This window comes from Listeria sp. MAN/IMW/UF555 (assembly GCF_058684075.1).
Map to the genome: position 1 here is coordinate 1 of NZ_JBZWZS010000004.1, position 18,019 is coordinate 18,019.

Consider the following 18,019-nt stretch of genomic DNA (forward strand, 5'->3'; position numbering starts at 1 on the left):
TGCTTTTCGTCTTCTTTTTTGTTCAGTTTTCAAAGGTCAGTTTCTTTTGCTGCTAAAGCGTTTGTCCGTATCAGCAACGTTTATAAATATACCAAGATTTTTGCCTTTCGTCAATACTTTTTACAAAATTTTTTAAATAAAGATGAAAAAAGATTAATTTAGTGTATAAATTGATGTTAGGACAATGTTTTTTAGTCAAAACTAAAAGGCTTTATGTTGTATAAATTTGCATTCCTTTTTCTTCAAATTGTTCTTTCAAGACTGGATCTATTTCTTTTCCAGTGATGATAGAAGATATTTCATCTAGGGCTGCGTATTTGTATAAGGAGATGCGGCCAAACTTGGTGTGATCTGTTACTAGGATTACTTCATCGGCTGAGTGGAGCATTTGTTGTTTAGCTGGGATTAGGTATTCGTCGTAGTGCATTAATCCCTTATCAATATCAAGAGCTGGTGTGGTTACGAAGGCTTTATGTACGTGAATACTCTGTAAGGTTCCGCTCGTAATCATACCGTTAAGAATGAATGTTTCTGGATAAATGACGCCGCCTGTCACGATTACCTTGGATGGGGAAAAGCGCATTATGGAAGCTACGTTAATATCATTTGTTATTACGGTTAATTTGGAGCGGTCTTTTAACGCTGTTGCGATATGACCGGTTGTTGTTCCGGCGTCTAGGATGATTGTGTCCCCGTCTTTAACCATTGTTGCTGCTAATGTAGCGATGCGTTGTTTTTCTTCATAGCGCACTTCACTACGTTTTTTCCAGTTAGGTTCAGAAACTACTTTTTCTTCTATCATAACTCCGCCATGGGTTCTTTTTAGTTTTTTGTCTTTTTCAAGTGATGTTAAATCGCGGCGAATGGTTGCTTCGTGAACTTCAAAATGTTTAGCTAGTTCGCTAACGGTTGCTATTTTTCGGCTTTTGACATATTGGACAATGGCGCGTTTACGTTCGATAGATAGCACTTCTTCCCCTCCTTTTGTTTAACTATATGGTAACTCCAATAGAAAAAAATCGCAAACAATCAAAAAACCTTGGAGCGATTGGCCCCAAGGTTTGGAAATGAAAATTAATCGTTTAAGCGTTTTTCTAGTTCTGCTTTTTTGTCTTCGAAGCCTGGTTTGCCAAGTAATGCGAACATGTTGGCTTTATATGCTTCTACTCCTGGTTGGTCAAATGGATTTACGCCATTTAGGTAACCACTGATTGCTACAGCTTTTTCAAAGAAGTATACTAGGTAGCCGAAAGTATAGGCATCTAGTTCTGGTACTTCTACAACAAAGTTTGGAACTTCGCCGTCTGTATGTGCTAAAAGAGTTCCTTCGAATGCTTTTGTATTAACGAAATCAACTGTTTCACCAGCAAGGTAATTTAAGCCATCTAAATCTACTTCTTCTTTATTGATAGTTAAATTGTGGCGTGGTTTGTCCACTTTGATAACTGTTTCAAAAAGGTTACGACGGCCGTCTTGGATATATTGACCGATAGAATGTAAATCTGTAGAGAAGTTAGCGCTCGATGGGTAAATTCCTTTTTTGTCTTTACCTTCACTTTCGCCGAATAATTGTTTCCACCATTCGTTGAAATATTGTAAACCTGGTTCGTAGCTGATTAGAAGTTCAGTTACTTTTCCTTTACGGTAAAGAACGTTACGAGCTGCTGCGTATTGGTATGCAATGTTATTTTTCAGTTCAGGTTTGTCGAAATCTTTGCTTGCTGCTGCTGCTCCGTTCATAAGTGCATCAATATCCACACCACTCACTGCGATTGGAAGTAAACCTACTGCAGTTAAAACGGAGAAACGTCCACCAACGTCATCTGGAACTACAAATGTTTCGTAGCCTTCGTTGTCAGCTAATGTTTTTAGAGCCCCTTTTGCTTTATCAGTTGTAGCGTAAATGCGTTTTTTCGCACCTTCTTCGCCGTATTTTTTGATTAGAAGTTCTTTGAAAACACGGAAAGCGATTGCTGGCTCTGTAGTTGTTCCGGATTTAGAAATAACGTTAACAGAGAAGTCGCGGTCGCCAACTACTTCGATTAAGTCATGTAAGTAAGAGGAACTAATGCTATTTCCTGCAAAGAATACTTGAGGTGTTTTACGCGCACCTTTTTCAAGTACATTATAGAAGGAATGATTTAAAGTTTCGATTGCAGCACGTGCCCCGAGGTAAGAACCACCGATACCGATAACGATTAATACTTCAGAATCGTTGTGGATTTTTTCTGTTGCTTTTTTGATACGAGCAAATTCTTCTTTGTCGTAATCTGTTGGTAAGTTAATCCAACCAAGCGCGTCACTACCAGCACCTGTACCATTATGTAATGAATCATGAGCTGCTTTTACTGCTGGTTCAAGATAATCAAGTTCGCGTTCTTCAAAAAAACGGAGCGCTTTGGAATAATCAAATTTAATATGTGTCATTGTTTTCCCTCCAAATTTTAAAAAAGTTTCTTTATTAACTTTATATCAATCAATGCTTTTTAGCAAGGATAGACCTTGTGAAATTTAAGCCTTTTTGAAAAATTAGGTATAGTTTTCATATAAGACTCCCTCGCTTCTGACTAGTTCATTTAAAGATAATTGGTCTATAGGTAATAGATCGTCAGCAAGTGGAATTGGTATCCATTTTACTCGGAAGACATTGTCGTCGTTTGAAAAAGTCGCCATCTCACCAACTGGTTTTGCTCGAAAAACAAATGTACAAACGTGTTCCCATGTAGCACGGCGCTCTTTGCAATGTAAAATTGACTCTATTTCTATATCAATATTTGTTTGTTCTTTTACTTTACTTGCGAGTGCTTCTTCCATCGTTTGGTCTGTTTCGACATGTCCTCCTGGAAAAGTCCAAGCTAAATTGCGGTTTCTAACTATTAATATCTCATCTTTCTTCTCGTTGTACACAAATGCTTGCACATGAATAGATCTTTTCACGTAAATCCCCCTTTTTTGACTATTTTATACAAATGAATAAATTGAAAATTACTACTAACTATTCCCTTTTTCTAAAATTTTAGTCAATTAAATTTATCAGCCTAGCAATTTATCCCGAAAAGGGCATTATACCAAGCTGATGGAGATTTTTATTTATCTGCTTTTTTAATCCATTCTTCTAATTTATCTCGTAATGTGTTGAAACCTTCATCATTTTCGCCAGATGATACGGTTTTTTTCTTAGCCGGTTGTTCTTTTGGTGCTTCTTCAGTCGCTCTAATAGAAAGACTGATTTTGTTTTTTTCTTCATCAATGTCGAGTATTTTTACTTTTACCTCTTGGCCAACTTCTAGAAAATCATGGATATCTTTTACAAAACCATGTGTTATTTCTGAAATATGAACTAAGCCTTGTGTAGAATTATCTAATGCTACAAATGCACCGTAGCTTTGAATTCCGGCAATTTTCCCAGAAACTACTTCTCCCACCTTGAATGTACTCATCCTCATTCCACCTACTTTCAACCTTACAATATTTTATAAATTATAACACTTAGGCGAAACTTTAACAATTATTCTAAATCCTTGTATGGTGAGCTTTAAAGGTGAAATTTATGCTATAATTGAGTCGAATGAAAGAGAAGGAGCGTGACATAATTGAGTCAATTTGATGAAGTCATTCCGCGGATTGGAACTAATTCAGAAAAGTGGGATGGGGCAGAAGAATTATTTGGCAGAAAAGATATTATTCCAATGTGGGTAGCTGATATGGATTTTCGTGCGCCGCAGCCAGTACTTGATGCATTCCAGCGTCAAATCGATCACGGGATTTTTGGTTATTCTACAAAATCAGCGGCACTTGTCGAAGCTGTTATTGATTGGAATAAAGAACAACACCAATTTGAAATTGATCCGAGCACTTTGTTTTTCAACGGGGCTGTTGTTCCAACTATTTCGCTAGCAATTCGTTCGTTAACAAGTGAAGGTGACGCTGTTCTAATGGTTTCGCCGATTTATCCGCCATTTTTCAACGTAACCAAAGCTACAGAACGAAAAGTAGTTATGTCCCCGCTCATATATGAAAACCACCAATATCGAATGGATTTTAATGATTTGGAAAAACGTATGAAAGAAGAAAATGTAAAATTATTCCTTCTATGTAATCCGCAAAACCCTGGTGGTCGTTGTTTCACGAAAGAAGAACTAGTGGAACTTGCTAATCTGTGTGAAAAATACCAAATTCCGATTGTTTCAGATGAAATTCACGCTGATTTAGTGATGAAAAATCATAAACATGTACCAATGATGGTTGCTGCGCCATTTTATAAAGATCAAATTATCACTTTGATGGCTGCTACAAAAACATTTAATTTAGCTGCTATTAAAGCTTCCTACTATATTATTACGAATAAAGACTACCAAGCAAAATTCGCCGCGGAGCAAAAATATGCTACAACTAACGGGCTTAATGTTTTTGGGATTGTTGGTACTGAAGCTGCCTACAGGGATGGCGCTGCTTGGTTAAACGAACTAAAAGAATATATTTATCGTAATTATGAATATGTAAAGGATGCAATCGAAAAAGAAGTACCAGAAGTTGGCGTAACGGACTTAGAGGCAACTTACTTGATGTGGCTTGATTGCCGCGCGCTTCCTAAAGATGAGAAAACGATTTATACTGATTTAATCGAAGCCGGCGTTGGTGTCCAAATGGGTTCTGGATTTGGTCATTCAGGTAAAGGTTTTGTCCGCCTCAACATTGCTTGTCCAAAAGAAACATTAGAAAAAGGTGTAAAACTTCTGATTCAAGGCTTAAAAAAATAGTTTATTATGGGAAACTAAGTAGCAAATACTTAGTTTCTTTTTTTAGGAAATTGAATATAGCTTTGGTATACTATTCTTTGGAAAGTGAAATAGTGTTCATTTTCCGTTTACATAAATTTAAAGGAGTTGGTATAACCGATGTTTTTAGGGCTTCGTGAATTAGTTTATTCTAAGTTGCGCTATATTTTAGTAACAGGCATCATGGTCTTAATTATGTTACTATCACTTATTTTATCTGGGCTGGCAAACGGGCTTGCTTATGATAATGCTTCATCTGTAGCAGATAACGGGGTTCCATATTATGTTCTCAGCAAAGACGCCCAAGACAAATTATCTAGATCTCAGTTCCCAGAATCCAAACTCGCTGACGTGAAAAAAGATGCGAACGTGAAGGATGCTGCGGTTCTCGGACAATCTATGCAAACGTTAAAACGGGAAAGTGACGATAAAAAGTTTAGCGTCGCACTTTTCGGTATTCAACCAGATAGCTTTCTCGCTCCCAAAATTTCTGATGGAGCTAACATACAAGTGACAAAGCCTGACGAAATCGTCGTCGATTCTTCCTTGAAATCAGACGGAATCAAAATTGGCGATGTTTTAATGGATGATATTTTAAATAGAGAATTAACGGTTGTCGGCTTTACGGAAAATCAAAAGTATAGCCATGCTCCCGTTGTTTATATTAATATCGCGACTTGGCAAGAGATTAACCCTGTTTTATATCACCAAAAAATCCCGCAAACAAGTACTATTGCGATTAAAACAGAGAATCCTGATAAAGGCGTAACCCTTTCGGATAAAGATTTAACAACGATTGATCATAAAGGTTTCTTAAATCAAATTCCAGGTTATTCCGCGGAACAAATGACGCTTAACATGATGATTTTCTTCCTAATCATTATTGGCGGATTTATTTTAACAGCATTCTTCTATGTAATGACGCTCCAAAAAACAACGCAATTTGGTATTTTGAAAGCACTTGGAACGAAAACTAGTTACTTAGTGAAGAGCATTATTACTCAAGTGGTGATTATTTCGATTATTAGTATTTTAATTAGTGTCGGTGTAACATTGCTGCTTCCAAGTATTATGCCAGCAGCTATGCCATTTAGATTGAGTCCAATGACGATTGCGCTTTATAGTGGCCTATTCTTCTTAGTTGCTCTATTTGGTGCTCTTTTATCACTTAGACGAATCGCTAAAGTAGATGCATTAGATGCTATTCGAGGAGGTGATGAATAATGGAAACTCTATTATCTTTTGAAAATGTATACAAAGATTACCCGTCTGGCCCTTCAATTATTCATGCACTGAAGGAAACCAATTTCGAAGCGAAAAAAGGAGAATTAATCGCCATCGTTGGTCCAAGTGGTTCTGGCAAAAGTACGCTACTTTCTCTTGCCGGAGCGCTATTAACACCAACTGGCGGAACAATTTCCATAAACGGCAAGTCAGTCGGAAACTTATCTTCTAAAGAACAAACAGCTCTTCGTTTAGAAGAAATTGGCTTTATTTTCCAAGCTGCTCACTTAGTTCCTTATTTACACGTAAAAGATCAAATCAGCTTTATTGGAAAAATGGCTGGGAAAAGCGCGGCGGAACTTGAAAAAGATACCGCTTCCCTTCTAAGCCAACTTGGAATTAGCGATCGCGCAAATTTCTATCCAAAAGATCTATCTGGTGGGCAAAAGCAACGTGTCGCTATTGCGCGAGCACTTATCAACCAACCTTCCGTTATTTTAGCCGATGAACCAACTGCAAGTCTTGACACAGAAAGAAGTCGTGAAGTTGTGGAGCTCATCCGAAACGAGGTTGTTCAAACGAGTCGAACTGCGATTATGGTTACACACGATGAACGTATGTTAGATTTAGTGAACCATGTGTATCGTATGGAAGACGGAATACTTACCCAAGAAAGCTAAAAAACCTGCGTGGCTTAACTGCCACACAGGTTTTTTTACTGTTTATTTTTGGAACCCATCAATTAAATCTAATGCTTGACCGAGTACTTTTTCACCGTTCATTGTACCATAAGCTGCCATGTCGATAACATCTACTGGAATTTTCCCAGCAGCTAGTTCATCAACTGTTTTTTTCTGATAACGTACTTGTGGTCCTAAAAGTACTACATCTGCATCATCGATTAAGTTACTTACTTCAGCAATGGAGTATGCTTCGATTTCGCATGTTTCTCCACGATCTTCAGCTGCTTTACGCATTTTTGTTACTAAAAGGCTTGTTGACATCCCTGCCGCACATACTAAAACAATATTTTTCATCGTAATCTTTCCTTTCAGATTAAGGCTGCTTTTTTTGTACACTCTTATTATAACTACCTTTAGCTTTTTAAACAAGTAAACTACTGGTGCCAAGATAAAATTATTAAAAATGCGAAAAAACATTGCGATTTCACGTAAAAAGAGCGATAATAGACAATAACTTTATCCGAAAGCTCAGAAAATTTCGCATCATTCAAATACAACAGTTTCGGGAGATAAAAATTCAGATCAGGAGTGTGTTGCATGAAAGTAATTAAATTTGGCGGAAGCTCTTTAGCATCAGGGATTCAATTAAATAAGGTTTTCCAACTTGTAGCGGAGGATTCTGAACGAAAAATCGTCGTTGTTTCTGCACCTGGAAAGCGTTTCAAGGACGATACAAAAGTGACCGATTTACTTATTGATTGTGCGGCAAAAGCACTTCTAGGCGAAGATACGAGTGAACTATTTGAAGCCGTCATTGCGAGATATGCTGGCATTGCCCTTGATACAGGAATGGATGACGGGATTATCACACAAATTCGCGCCGACTTACAAAAGACTATTTCGTCTGATAAAAGCGATCCAGATAAATTTTTAGATCGAATGAAGGCTAGTGGAGAAGACAATAATGCGAAATTAATCGCTGCTTATTTTAAATTTAAAGGCTTAAACGCCAACTATGTTAATCCAAAAGATGCCGGGTTATTTGTGACGGATGAACATGCTAGCGCCCAAGTTCTTCCTGAGTCTTATGACCGTTTATTTGCGCTTCGAGAGCGAGAAGGTATTATTGTTTTCCCAGGATTTTTCGGTTATACGAAAGACGGTGAAATCAGTACATTTTCTCGCAGTGGCTCTGATATTACTGGAGCGATTGTCGCAAACGGGGCTCAAGCTGAGTTATACGAGAACTTTACTGATGTTGATGCAGTGTATGCGGTCAATCCCGCTATTGTGAAAAATCCGAAGAAAGTTCTTGAACTGACTTACCGGGAAATGCGCGAACTTTCTTATGCAGGCTTTTCTGTTTTTCATGATGAAGCACTGATTCCGGCGTTCCATGCGGGTATTCCTGTGCATATTAAAAACACAAACAACCCTGATTCTTGTGGTACACGTGTCGTTCATGAACGCGAAAACAATAATGGTCCTGTCGTTGGCATTGCTAGTGATGATGGCTTTTGTAGCATTTATATTAGTAAATATTTGATGAACCGGGAAATTGGCTTTGGACGGAAAGTGCTGCAAATTCTGGAAGATGCTGGGTTGAACTATGAACATATGCCGTCTGGGATTGATGATTTAACGATTATTATTCGTGAAAATCAATTTGGTGAGGATACAGAGCGGACGATTATGACGCGGTTAAAAGAAGAATTAAATGCCGATCAAGTGATTATGCAACATGGTATCTCCCTGATTATGGTCGTTGGTGAAGCTATGCGCCATAATGTTGGAATAACCTCGCGTGCTTCGAAAGCTTTATCCGACGCGAAAGTGAATATTGAAATGATTAATCAAGGTTCCTCTGAGGTAAGTATTATGTTTGGTGTGAAGGAAGAACAAGAAGATGCGGCCGTTCGCGCACTATACAATGAATTCTTTTCAGAAGTCTTAGTCTAAAAAAACAAGTTTTTCATCCTGATTGATGAGAAACTTGTTTTTTGTTATTTATTTGCTTCTTCTAATTGGTGGTCTTTGGCGATTATATCAATAATATAATCATAAGTACTAACGCGGTAATGCTTAAAATCTTGAACGTTATAATCATTTCTTATTTTCACTCGTTCATGGATTAAATTAGACTGCTCGATTATTTCAAAATTGCTCTGACTTGTTAACCAACTCGTACTCCATTTGCTTTTTTCGTAGGTGTCGAGTTCGGTGGATGAGTAGAATAATAATCCAGAGAAAATTAAATTCAGTTGACTGCTTCTAGTTTCGAAGTCAATTTCAAGCAGAAGCGTAAGGACATTATCATTTTGTTGTAGACCATTTAACCAAATCTTGTCTCTCCCATAAATTATTTGTTGGTTTATTTTTATAGGTTTAGATTGCTCTATTATTTTGTCCACCTTCTCCATATGATATTCAAATTCTTGTATAAAAGATACCATACCACTCCTATAAAAACAAAGTTCTCCTTAGTAATCATATGTATCAACATTCAAACAAGAATATAATGAGAGTATTATTTTATAAGTTAGGAAGTGAACTATTTGAGAGATCCGAATTATTTTGAATTAAGATCTATACTTCATGAAAATGAAAAAGAAAATATTGTTCATTTTAGTTTAGGTAAACTCGCTGAAGCTTGGTATTACTCCAAGAAAAATGCTAAAAAAAAGCTACAAAAATATGAAGAAAACAATTTAATAAAGTATATTCCTGGAAATGGCAGAGGTAATTTATCAACTATTATTTTCCATAATGATTTTTATTCAGAAGTTCACGAGGTATTAACTAATTGCATTGAAAATAAGGACATTAAGTTTGCACTTCAACTTTCTCAATTGTCCATACCTCAAGAATGGTTTACTCCTTTCTTAGATGAAATACACGCCCTTTTTAATCATGGCAGTGAGAATGGAAATAATGTTCTTAGGTTTGTAATTAACAGAAAAATCGAGGTATTAGACCCTAATTTAGTTTCTTTGCACTTTGAAGCTTCCTTAATCAAGCAAATCAGCAATACGTTAGTTGACTACAATGAAGAAGAAGATACATTCACCTCTTCCGTCGCAATTGATTGGTCTCATACTGAGGATTTCACAAAATGGACTTTTAATATTAGAAGAAACATCTTTTTCCATAATGAGAAAAAAGTAATTGGCAGCGATGTTCTTTTTACATTTGAGGAAGCTGCGAAAAGTAGTACCGGTAAATGGCTACTCTCTAATTTAGAAAAAGCTTACTCGGAATCTGAAAATATTGTTCACTTTATCTTTAGAAAACCAGAGCCATCATTTTTAAAGTTGGTAACTCATTATTCGCTTGTAATCAGACCTGCGAATTCAAATAGCAAAAAGCTTATCGGTTGCGGTCCTTTTATGCTTGTGGAAAGCAAGAATAATTATGTTTACTTAAAAAGTTTTTCAAAATATTTTAAAGAGCATCCATTAATTGATGGGGTAGAATTCTGGCTGATAAATTCAAATTTCAAAAAATGGTTAATTGTTCCTCAAGAAAAATACATTCAGCTCAATAATGATGGTGTTAAGCCTATTGAAGTAGCTCGGTCCGGAGTAGCTTATTTAATTTTCAATAAAAACAAACAAAATCCTACAGATATGCTTTTGATAAATTATTTAAAATTAATCTTTAATGTAGCTGATTTTGTATCTGAGTTATATCAAGCTAGCATCCCAGCGGCTTACAGTTATTTTTATGAACTTTCGAAATCGCTGGAACCCGTACAAAACAAACCATTAGTAACTCCTTCCGATGTCTCAAGCTACATAGATAAGCCTTTAAATTTAGCAGTTTTTAATCATCCTAGACTCATTCAAGAAGCGTTATGGTTTAAAGAACGCGCGGCGATGTTTAAATTAAAAATAGAAATAATAACATATACATTTGACGATGATTTTTTCAAAGAAAAGATTTTAGTTGATGCGGATATAGCCTTAGCTATGGATGTGCCCGTTACTGATGTTGAATTAGGTTATCTCGATTTTTTATTAAATAAAACTTTACTCTTTCAGCGATTTATCAATACAGAGCAAACCGCTACTATAGTTTCGCTCACGGAAGAATATAGAGCAGCTGTCTCCTTTGAACAAAAAACAACCTTAATCAATCAAATTGAAGATTATATAAAGCGGGAAAATATACTTATATATCTTTATCATCCTTTAAAGCACTATAATATTCACACTTTCATCAATGGAGTTGAATTTGATAGTAATGGCAATATTGCTTTAGGTAAATTGTGGTGGTGAATACAAAAAGAGCACTTTCATAGAAAGTGCTCTTCATTCATTATTTAATATTAATTTTCTCAATCACAACGTCATTAACTGGTTTGTCTTGCATGCCAGTTGGTAGGTTGGCGATTTCGTCTACTACGTCCATGCCTTCGATTACGTGACCGAAAACTGTGTGGCGGCCGTCTAACCATGGTGTTCCGCCTTGTTTGTAAGCTTCGATAATTTCTACTGGGAAGCCAGCTTGTTCCATTTGGCCAAGCATGTCAGCAGGCATATCTGGTTTTTGAACGATGAAGAATTGGCTGCCGTTTGTGTTTGGACCAGCGTTTGCCATTGATAGAGCTCCGCGTAAGTTGAAAGCTTCTGTAGAGAATTCATCTTCAAAAGATTCGCCCCAAATACTTTCGCCACCAGTACCGCGGCCGTCTGGGTCGCCACCTTGGATCATGAATTCAGGAATAACACGGTGGAAAATAAGGCCATCATAGTAGCCGTTTTTGGAATGTGTAACAAAGTTTTCTACTGTTTTTGGTGCAATTTCAGGGAACAGTTTGATGCGGATAGTTCCTCGGTTTGTAATCATTTCTGCTTCGATTTCATTAGGTGCCACTTCTTTTGATAATTGTGGGTATGTCATATTGTAAAAACTCCTTCTTTTGTTTAAATTTATTGTTTACTAACGTAGCCAAATAATAAGCAAATTAACAACGACAGCAATCAGATACAGTACTAGTATAACAGCTGAAACCCAAATGACAATTTTTTTAACCAAAAATGCACATCCTTCACTTTATTTTTCATTCACTATCTTTTATTCTATAATGAAAAGGACAGTTTTAACAATAATACGAATAGAGATGATTCTTTTATGACAACTCGAACACGGAATTTATACATCTTAATGCTGGCCAACCTGCTGATGTCAGCCAGTATGACAATGATTATGCCCTTTTTATCTCTTTACATTGAAACATTTGGCGATTATAGCAATGCCTACGTCCAAAGGTGGGCCGGTTATATTTTTGGCGTGACATTTTTAGTTGCGTTTATCTTTTCGCCGATTTGGGGTCGTATTGGTGATAAGCACGGTTATAAAGGGATTTTGATTCTGACTTCGGTTGGTTTATCAGTTTGTATTTTTTTGATGGGATTTGCGCATTCTGTCACCTATTTACTGATATTGCGGATTTTCATGGGGGTTGTAACTGGCTTTATTGGCGTTAGTAATGCCTTTATTGCAAGGCAAACTCCTCGTAATGAAGCTGGGAAAATTCTTGGTACGCTGCAACTTGGCGGGGTTACTGGGATGCTTTTTGGGCCACTTATTGGTGGTGCGATGGCGGATTTATTTGGTTTTAAAGACACTTTTACAATTACTGGGATTGCGATGATGGTTGCGGCACTGCTTGTTGCTTTTGGTGTAAAAGAAATTCGGACTGAAGAACAAAAAGAAGCTGCCAAAGTAGTGTATTCTCGTCGTGCGGTGTTAAAACAAATTTTTACGCTACGAGTACTTTTTACTGTGATGGTTATTACTGCTCTTATTCAAATAGCGAATTTTAGTGTGCAACCGCTTCTCGCACTGTATGTTGGAGATATGACGAAATCAGATAATATTGCGTTTTTATCGGGGTTAGCCTTTTCTGCGACGGGGTTTGGGAACTTGGTGATGACGCGAAAATGGGGACAGCTTGGCGATAAATATGGGTATGAGAAAATTTTAAATATCCTATTGATTATGGCGGCGGTTTTCGTTATTCCACAAGCATTCGCGACAAATCTGTGGGTGTTTATCTTCTTCCGCTTTTTATTCGGTATCGCAATTGGTGGAATGGTTCCTTGTACGACAGCCTATATTCGGCTTGCGGCGCCTGGAGTTATGCAAGGAGAAATGCTTGGATATAACCAGAGTGCTCGCTTCTTAGGAAATGTTATTGGACCTATTCTTGGTGGAACACTTGCTGGTTTTACAGGTATTCCAAGTGTTTTCTTATTTATGAGTTTTATGTTTCTTGTCGCGTTTTTCATTCTACTTTACGCCCTTCATTCTGACCGAAAACGGCAAGTTAATGTTGATTAATCTTTGCAAACCTAAGTTTTTTCTTAGGTTTGTTTTTTTGTTCTTCCTATTTAATTGTTTTTTAACATTGCGTAAATTGATTTATAAAGTTAAGTTTCCTGCCTTTTTTTCAGATAAAAAAGTATGTTATAATAAAAAATATAAAAAGTACGGCGTTTATTTGGGTACTTCGTGAATAGTAAGGTTGTTGAAATTTGATGAGTTAGCGCAATTTTTTAAAATGTTAGTTAGAGCTATGTTTCATTAAATGTAAGTACTTGCTTAAAAAATAATGATTTCCTGTTCTTATTTTCACATTTCCAGGATGAGTTTCCGTATAAAAATTCTTCGAGGAGGAGCCGATATTGTCATTTCTTCATCTAGCAATTGTTCTGCCATTTATTGTGGCACTGCTAATTCCACTTTTTTACCGGTGGACTAAACAAGTTCATACTGGCTGGTTAGTACTTCCGATTCCAGTGATTTTGTTTATTTACTTCTTAACATTTATTCCCAAAACGATGGACGGGGCAACGATTGTTTCAATGCCTTGGATTCCGCGACTTGGGATTAATTTTACAGTAGTAGTAGATGGGCTAAGTTTACTGTTTGCGCTACTTATTACTGGAATTGGTTCACTCGTTACATTTTACTCTATTTATTATTTAGGGAAAAAGAAAGAACGACTTAGCAATTTCTATACATTTTTATTTATTTTTATGACGGCAATGCTTGGGGTTGTCCTAAGTGATAACTTGATTGTCCTCTATCTTTTCTGGGAATTAACTTCGATTAGTTCGTTCTTATTGATTGGGTACTGGTATCATCGTGAGCGTTCAAGGTACGGTGCTCGTAAATCGATGATGATTACAGTCTTCGGTGGACTAATGATGCTCGGCGGGTTTATTTTGCTTTATATTATGAGCGATTCTTACTCCATTCGCGAGATTATTAGTAACGCGGACGTGATCAGTAATAATAGTTTATTCATTCCCGCAATGATTCTTGTATTGCTCGGGGCATTTACGAAATCTGCGCAAGTACCATTTCATATTTGGCTACCTGACGCAATGGAAGCACCTACTCCGGTTAGTGCCTACCTTCACTCTGCTACGATGGTAAAAGCTGGGATTTATATTGTAGCTCGCTTTACGCCGCTGTTCGCAAGTTCGGGTGTCTGGTTTTGGACGGTATCACTCGTTGGGATTACGACCCTTTTCTGGGGTTCACTGAATGCCACAAAGAAAAACGATTTAAAAGCGATTTTGGCTTACTCGACAATTAGTCAACTTGGACTTATTATGTCACTTCTTGGTGTTGGAGCGGCCTCGCTTCATTTTGACACGCTAAGTGATGATATTTATGTGATGGCGATTGTAGCGGCTGTCTTCCATCTGTTTAATCATGCGACATTTAAAGGAAGCTTGTTTATGATGGTTGGGATTGTCGATCACGAAACCGGCACGCGAGATATTAGACGACTTGGCGGATTGATGCGAATTATGCCTATTACAGCAACGATTGCATTTATCGGAACATTTGCGATGGCTGGTATTCCACCATTTAACGGATTTCTAAGTAAAGAAATGTTTTTTGAAAGCATGGTAAATATTACGCAATTGCAATTGTTTGACGCAAGTACTTGGGGCGTTCTGCTTCCTGTTGTTGCTTGGGTTGCTAGCGTATTTACGTTTGTTTATAGCATGATTATCTTCTTTAAAACATTTACTGGAAAACTGAAGCCATACTTACTTCCTAAAAAGCCACATGAAGCTCCGTTTGGACTACTGTTGCCACCAATTATTTTATCAATTTTTGTGGTAGGGATTGGGCTTTTCCCTAATTTAATTGCAGAGCCGATTTTGGAACCTGCTGTAAGAGCGATTGTTCCAGGACTTGCTACTGATTTTTCTATTCATATTGGTTTATGGCACGGATTTACACCAGCTTTATTGATGACTTTCGGGGTTGTCGCAGTTGGTATTGGCTTGTTCCTTACACATAAATACTGGAAACCTTGGATTACTACTCGGGTTCCAAAAGCACTTCGAATTGGCAAAACATATGATAATGGGATGTATTATTTAGAACAAGGTTCGTATCGGATGACGATGTTTATTATGACTGGTTGGCTACGAACTTACTTAAACTATATGTTATCGGCCTTTATTTTAATGATGGCTTCGGTAATGATTTTCACGAATGCACTTGATTTCAACTTTTCGAGTATGACGAAAGTAACGGTTGTTGATTTTGTATTAGCTGCTGTTATTTTAGTGACTTTGGTTGGGATTGTCTTTTCCAAGTCACGTATCACTTCGATTATTTTACTTGGAGCGATGGGTTACACGATCAGTATTTTCTTTGTTATTTCAAGAGCTCCTGACCTTGCTTTGACGCAGCTTATTATTGAAACTATTTCCGTTGTGCTTTACCTACTTGTGTTTTATCATCTTCCTCAGTTTAGTAATATTGAGGAAAAGCCGAAATGGTTTTCAATGAAGACGATATTGAGTATTGGGGTTGGTGTGATTATTACACTGGTTTCCCTTTCAGCGTATAATACGACTTTTTATGACTCAATTTCGAAATACTATGTCGATAATGCTTACGTGGAAGCGGCGGGACGAAATATTGTTAATGTTATCTTGGTTGATTTCCGTGGTTTTGATACGATGTTCGAAACCGCTGTTCTGTCAATTGCCGCGATTGGTATATACGCGATGATTAAATTACGACTGACGAAACGAGGTGAGAATGATGAAAACGAATGATGTTCTACTGAGAAATGTAACGAAAGTAGTAGCTTTCATTATTTTCTTATTCTCGCTTCACCTCTTCTTCGCAGGGCATTATAATCCAGGTGGCGGGTTTGTGGCCGGGCTTACAACAGCTGGCGCAATTACGTTAACATTACTTGCTTATGATACAAAAACAGTCGCTAGTATGCTTAATATCAATACAATTATGCTCACTGGTGTCGGCCTTGTTTTTGCTCTAGGTACAGGAATGATTGGGATTTTTACGGGTGATCCTTTCTTAACACATAAGTTTGGTCATGTTGATTTGCCCATTTTAGGAGATACTGCGTTACACACGGCGACTTTGTTTGACCTTGGCGTTTACTTAGTTGTTGTCGGTGTAACACTTACGATAATTCAAACGATTGGGGAGAGTGACTGATGGAACTATTAATGTCTATATTAATCGGCTTGATTTTTGCAGCTGCTGTCTACTTAATTCTCTCTAAAAGTTTGTTACGAATTATCATTGGAACAGCTGTCCTAAGTCATGGCGTCAATTTACTTGTACTAACGATGGGTGGACTGAAAAAAGGTCGCGTACCGATTCTTGGTACACCGGGATCTGGAACATACAATGATCCCCTTCCACAAGCACTTATTTTAACTGCGATTGTTATAAGCTTTGGTGTAACTGCCTTTTTCCTTGTTCTTGCTTATAGAGCGTATCAGGAGCTTGATAGCGAGAGTGTATCCAAGACGAGAGGACATGAAGCCGATGATGAATAATTTAATTTTAATGCCGATATTGATTCCTTTCCTTGGAGCAATTACGTTAATGCTACTGCCAAAACGGGTCATCGTTCAACGAGTTTTCGCCCTGATATTTAGTGGTATTCTGGTTGTGGCGACACTTGGACTTGTGTTTTACATTCGAGAAAATGGTATCACAACTGTGAATATTGGTAACTGGGCTGCTCCTTTTGGGATTACGATGGTTGGCGATATGCTTGCGATTTTACTTACGGCAACGACTAGTATTATCCTTTTCTGCGTGATACTTTATTCCTTTTATACAATTGGGAAACCGCGTGAGAAATTTCTTTATTACCCAGCGATTCTCTTTATGATTGTTGGGGTGAATGGTTCGTTTTTAACTGGTGATATTTTCAATATGTTTGTGTTCTTTGAAGTAATGTTGATGGCATCTTATGTACTTCTTGTCATTGGAGGGACCCAAGTTCAACTGAAAGCAACGATTAAATATTTACTGATAAATGTGGTTGGGTCTGGATTTTTCGTTGTAGCGATTGCGCTGCTTTATTCGATGATTGGAACACTCAACATGGCAGATATTTCACAAAAAATTACGGACTTAAATGGTGCGAATACTGGAATGATAAGCGTTGTCGCAGTTTTATTCTTGTTTGTATTCGGACTAAAAGCAGGACTCTTCCCGCTTTATTTCTGGCTTCCGGGATCTTACTTTGCTCCACCAATCCCAGTTCTCGCTTTATTTGGCGGGCTTCTGACAAAGGTTGGTGTTTACGCAATTATTCGAACGTATACACTATTTTTCAGTTCACTAACTGACTTTGTTGTTCCGTTACTTGGAATACTCGCGATTGTGACGATTATCCTTGGCGTTATAGGGGCAATTAGTTATTATGATATGAAAACAATTGTGATTTACAATATTATGATTGCGATTGGCGTGATACTATTTAGCGTTTCGATTATGACACGCGAATCGATGACTGGTGCCGTATTTTACTTGATTCACGATATGATAATCAAAGCCGCACTCTTCCTCATTGTTGGGATTGTGATGGCGATTACTGGTTACTCTAGCGTGAAAAAATTCAGTGGCTTAATGAGCGTGAAGCCGTCACTTGGTTGGATTTTCTTTATTGCCACATTAGGCCTTTCAGGGATTCCACCTCTTAGCGGATTTATCGGAAAACTTTTGATAGTCGAAGGAGCTTTCTCAGCTGGTCAAATTGTTGGCGGGATACTCATTTTATTATCAAGTTTATTCGTCCTTATGTCTTTAATCAAAGTCTTTACAAGAGGTTTTTGGGGCGAGAAAAAAGGCGTATTCAATCTACAAATTCCGTATAAAAAAATGCTCGTACCTGTAGTTATTCTACTTGCAATTTCTATTGGTTATGGCGTGTTTAGTAACGCAATCTATCCGTTTATTGAACAGGCGGTTGACCCACTTGTTGACCCTTCTGTTTATATCGATGCGGTGATAAAGGAGTGATAA

At 37.4% G+C, this 18,019-nt stretch carries 17 protein-coding genes; 10 read left to right on the plus strand and 7 right to left on the minus strand.

The features are described from left to right. Nucleotides 1–211 precede the first annotated feature (211 nt). The 4 genes from AC4PG8_RS12135 to yugI form a co-directional block, all read right to left on the minus strand. On the minus strand, nucleotides 212–970 hold the full coding sequence (locus tag AC4PG8_RS12135) for a DeoR/GlpR family DNA-binding transcription regulator (RefSeq protein WP_003722392.1): 759 nt from the start codon (nucleotides 968–970) through the stop codon (nucleotides 212–214). 104 nt (nucleotides 971–1,074) lie between these two features. Beyond that, nucleotides 1,075–2,427 carry a glucose-6-phosphate isomerase gene (locus AC4PG8_RS12140; protein ID WP_160464750.1) on the minus strand — a complete coding sequence of 451 codons (1,353 nt, stop codon included), beginning with the start codon at nucleotides 2,425–2,427 and terminating at the stop codon, nucleotides 1,075–1,077. A gap of 102 nt (nucleotides 2,428–2,529) precedes the next feature. Next, nucleotides 2,530–2,937, minus strand: a complete 408-nt coding sequence (locus AC4PG8_RS12145; RefSeq protein WP_003763729.1) for an NUDIX hydrolase — start codon at nucleotides 2,935–2,937, stop codon at nucleotides 2,530–2,532. 149 nt (nucleotides 2,938–3,086) lie between these two features. Next, a complete protein-coding gene (gene yugI / locus AC4PG8_RS12150) occupies nucleotides 3,087–3,440 on the minus strand; it encodes a S1 domain-containing post-transcriptional regulator GSP13 (protein ID WP_003763730.1) in 354 nt (117 codons plus the stop codon). A gap of 153 nt (nucleotides 3,441–3,593) precedes the next feature. Here yugI and AC4PG8_RS12155 point away from each other — a divergent pair, with 153 nt between their 5' ends. From AC4PG8_RS12155 to AC4PG8_RS12165, 3 genes are all read left to right on the plus strand, one after another. Further along, complete coding sequence (locus AC4PG8_RS12155; RefSeq protein ID WP_185590637.1) at nucleotides 3,594–4,760, plus strand: MalY/PatB family protein; 1,167 nt, start codon at nucleotides 3,594–3,596, stop codon at nucleotides 4,758–4,760. 138 nt (nucleotides 4,761–4,898) lie between these two features. Beyond that, nucleotides 4,899–6,002: an ABC transporter permease gene (locus AC4PG8_RS12160; RefSeq protein WP_003728416.1), complete on the plus strand. Its 1,104-nt coding sequence runs from the start codon at nucleotides 4,899–4,901 to the stop codon at nucleotides 6,000–6,002. Continuing rightward, on the plus strand, nucleotides 6,002–6,682 hold the full coding sequence (locus AC4PG8_RS12165) for an ABC transporter ATP-binding protein (protein ID WP_003763734.1): 681 nt from the start codon (nucleotides 6,002–6,004) through the stop codon (nucleotides 6,680–6,682). Before AC4PG8_RS12160 ends, AC4PG8_RS12165 begins: the two co-directional genes overlap by 1 nt. Before the next feature lie 42 nt (nucleotides 6,683–6,724). On the opposite strand, the gene AC4PG8_RS12170 is transcribed toward AC4PG8_RS12165, so the two are convergent. After that, nucleotides 6,725–7,039, minus strand: a complete 315-nt coding sequence (locus AC4PG8_RS12170; protein WP_003763736.1) for a PTS sugar transporter subunit IIB — start codon at nucleotides 7,037–7,039, stop codon at nucleotides 6,725–6,727. A gap of 243 nt (nucleotides 7,040–7,282) precedes the next feature. Between AC4PG8_RS12170 and AC4PG8_RS12175 the strand changes: the two genes are divergently transcribed. Beyond that, nucleotides 7,283–8,644: an aspartate kinase gene (locus AC4PG8_RS12175; protein ID WP_492170406.1), complete on the plus strand. Its 1,362-nt coding sequence runs from the start codon at nucleotides 7,283–7,285 to the stop codon at nucleotides 8,642–8,644. Nucleotides 8,645–8,688: 44 nt separating this feature from the next. On the opposite strand, the gene AC4PG8_RS12180 is transcribed toward AC4PG8_RS12175, so the two are convergent. Then, a complete protein-coding gene (locus tag AC4PG8_RS12180) occupies nucleotides 8,689–9,084 on the minus strand; it encodes a hypothetical protein (protein WP_185539386.1) in 396 nt (131 codons plus the stop codon). Between the two features lie 156 nt (nucleotides 9,085–9,240). Between AC4PG8_RS12180 and AC4PG8_RS12185 the strand changes: the two genes are divergently transcribed. After that, nucleotides 9,241–10,962 carry an ABC transporter substrate-binding protein gene (locus tag AC4PG8_RS12185; protein WP_492170407.1) on the plus strand — a complete coding sequence of 574 codons (1,722 nt, stop codon included), beginning with the start codon at nucleotides 9,241–9,243 and terminating at the stop codon, nucleotides 10,960–10,962. Nucleotides 10,963–11,002: 40 nt separating this feature from the next. Here AC4PG8_RS12185 and AC4PG8_RS12190 read toward each other — a convergent pair whose 3' ends face one another. Next, nucleotides 11,003–11,587 carry a peptidylprolyl isomerase gene (locus AC4PG8_RS12190; RefSeq protein ID WP_003726864.1) on the minus strand — a complete coding sequence of 195 codons (585 nt, stop codon included), beginning with the start codon at nucleotides 11,585–11,587 and terminating at the stop codon, nucleotides 11,003–11,005. A gap of 162 nt (nucleotides 11,588–11,749) precedes the next feature. On the opposite strand from AC4PG8_RS12190, the gene AC4PG8_RS12195 reads away from it, so the two are divergent. The 5 genes from AC4PG8_RS12195 (at nucleotide 11,750) to AC4PG8_RS12215 (ending at nucleotide 18,016) form a co-directional block, all read left to right on the plus strand. After that, nucleotides 11,750–13,030: a lmo2377 family MFS transporter gene (locus AC4PG8_RS12195; protein ID WP_481277488.1), complete on the plus strand. Its 1,281-nt coding sequence runs from the start codon at nucleotides 11,750–11,752 to the stop codon at nucleotides 13,028–13,030. A gap of 344 nt (nucleotides 13,031–13,374) precedes the next feature. Next, the gene (locus AC4PG8_RS12200) at nucleotides 13,375–15,783 is read left to right on the plus strand and encodes a Na+/H+ antiporter subunit A (protein ID WP_492170408.1); all 2,409 of its coding nucleotides are present in this window, start codon (nucleotides 13,375–13,377) and stop codon (nucleotides 15,781–15,783) included. After that, nucleotides 15,767–16,192: a Na(+)/H(+) antiporter subunit B gene (locus AC4PG8_RS12205; protein ID WP_003769105.1), complete on the plus strand. Its 426-nt coding sequence runs from the start codon at nucleotides 15,767–15,769 to the stop codon at nucleotides 16,190–16,192. Before AC4PG8_RS12200 ends, AC4PG8_RS12205 begins: the two co-directional genes overlap by 17 nt. Beyond that, nucleotides 16,192–16,539, plus strand: coding sequence for a Na(+)/H(+) antiporter subunit C (locus AC4PG8_RS12210; RefSeq protein ID WP_003763750.1), 348 nt, complete (start codon nucleotides 16,192–16,194; stop codon nucleotides 16,537–16,539). The genes AC4PG8_RS12205 and AC4PG8_RS12210 overlap by 1 nt, the downstream gene beginning before the upstream one ends. Then, on the plus strand, nucleotides 16,532–18,016 hold the full coding sequence (locus AC4PG8_RS12215) for a Na+/H+ antiporter subunit D (protein ID WP_072218538.1): 1,485 nt from the start codon (nucleotides 16,532–16,534) through the stop codon (nucleotides 18,014–18,016). The genes AC4PG8_RS12210 and AC4PG8_RS12215 overlap by 8 nt, the downstream gene beginning before the upstream one ends. Nucleotides 18,017–18,019: the final 3 nt, after the last annotated feature.

Excerpts from the sequence above, each read along its gene's own strand:
- AC4PG8_RS12140 (WP_160464750.1), bottom strand. The coding sequence starts at position 2,427 with ATGACACATATTAAATTTGATTATTCCAAAGCGCTCCGTTTTTTTGAA.
- yugI (WP_003763730.1), bottom strand. The coding sequence starts at position 3,440 with ATGAGTACATTCAAGGTGGGAGAAGTAGTTTCTGGGAAAATTGCCGGA.
- AC4PG8_RS12160 (WP_003728416.1), top strand. The coding sequence starts at position 4,899 with ATGTTTTTAGGGCTTCGTGAATTAGTTTATTCTAAGTTGCGCTATATT.
- AC4PG8_RS12165 (WP_003763734.1), top strand. The coding sequence starts at position 6,002 with ATGGAAACTCTATTATCTTTTGAAAATGTATACAAAGATTACCCGTCT.
- AC4PG8_RS12170 (WP_003763736.1), bottom strand. The coding sequence starts at position 7,039 with ATGAAAAATATTGTTTTAGTATGTGCGGCAGGGATGTCAACAAGCCTT.
- AC4PG8_RS12175 (WP_492170406.1), top strand. The coding sequence starts at position 7,283 with ATGAAAGTAATTAAATTTGGCGGAAGCTCTTTAGCATCAGGGATTCAA.
- AC4PG8_RS12190 (WP_003726864.1), bottom strand. The coding sequence starts at position 11,587 with ATGACATACCCACAATTATCAAAAGAAGTGGCACCTAATGAAATCGAA.
- AC4PG8_RS12205 (WP_003769105.1), top strand. The coding sequence starts at position 15,767 with ATGATGAAAACGAATGATGTTCTACTGAGAAATGTAACGAAAGTAGTA.
- AC4PG8_RS12210 (WP_003763750.1), top strand. The coding sequence starts at position 16,192 with ATGGAACTATTAATGTCTATATTAATCGGCTTGATTTTTGCAGCTGCT.
- AC4PG8_RS12215 (WP_072218538.1), top strand. The coding sequence starts at position 16,532 with ATGAATAATTTAATTTTAATGCCGATATTGATTCCTTTCCTTGGAGCA.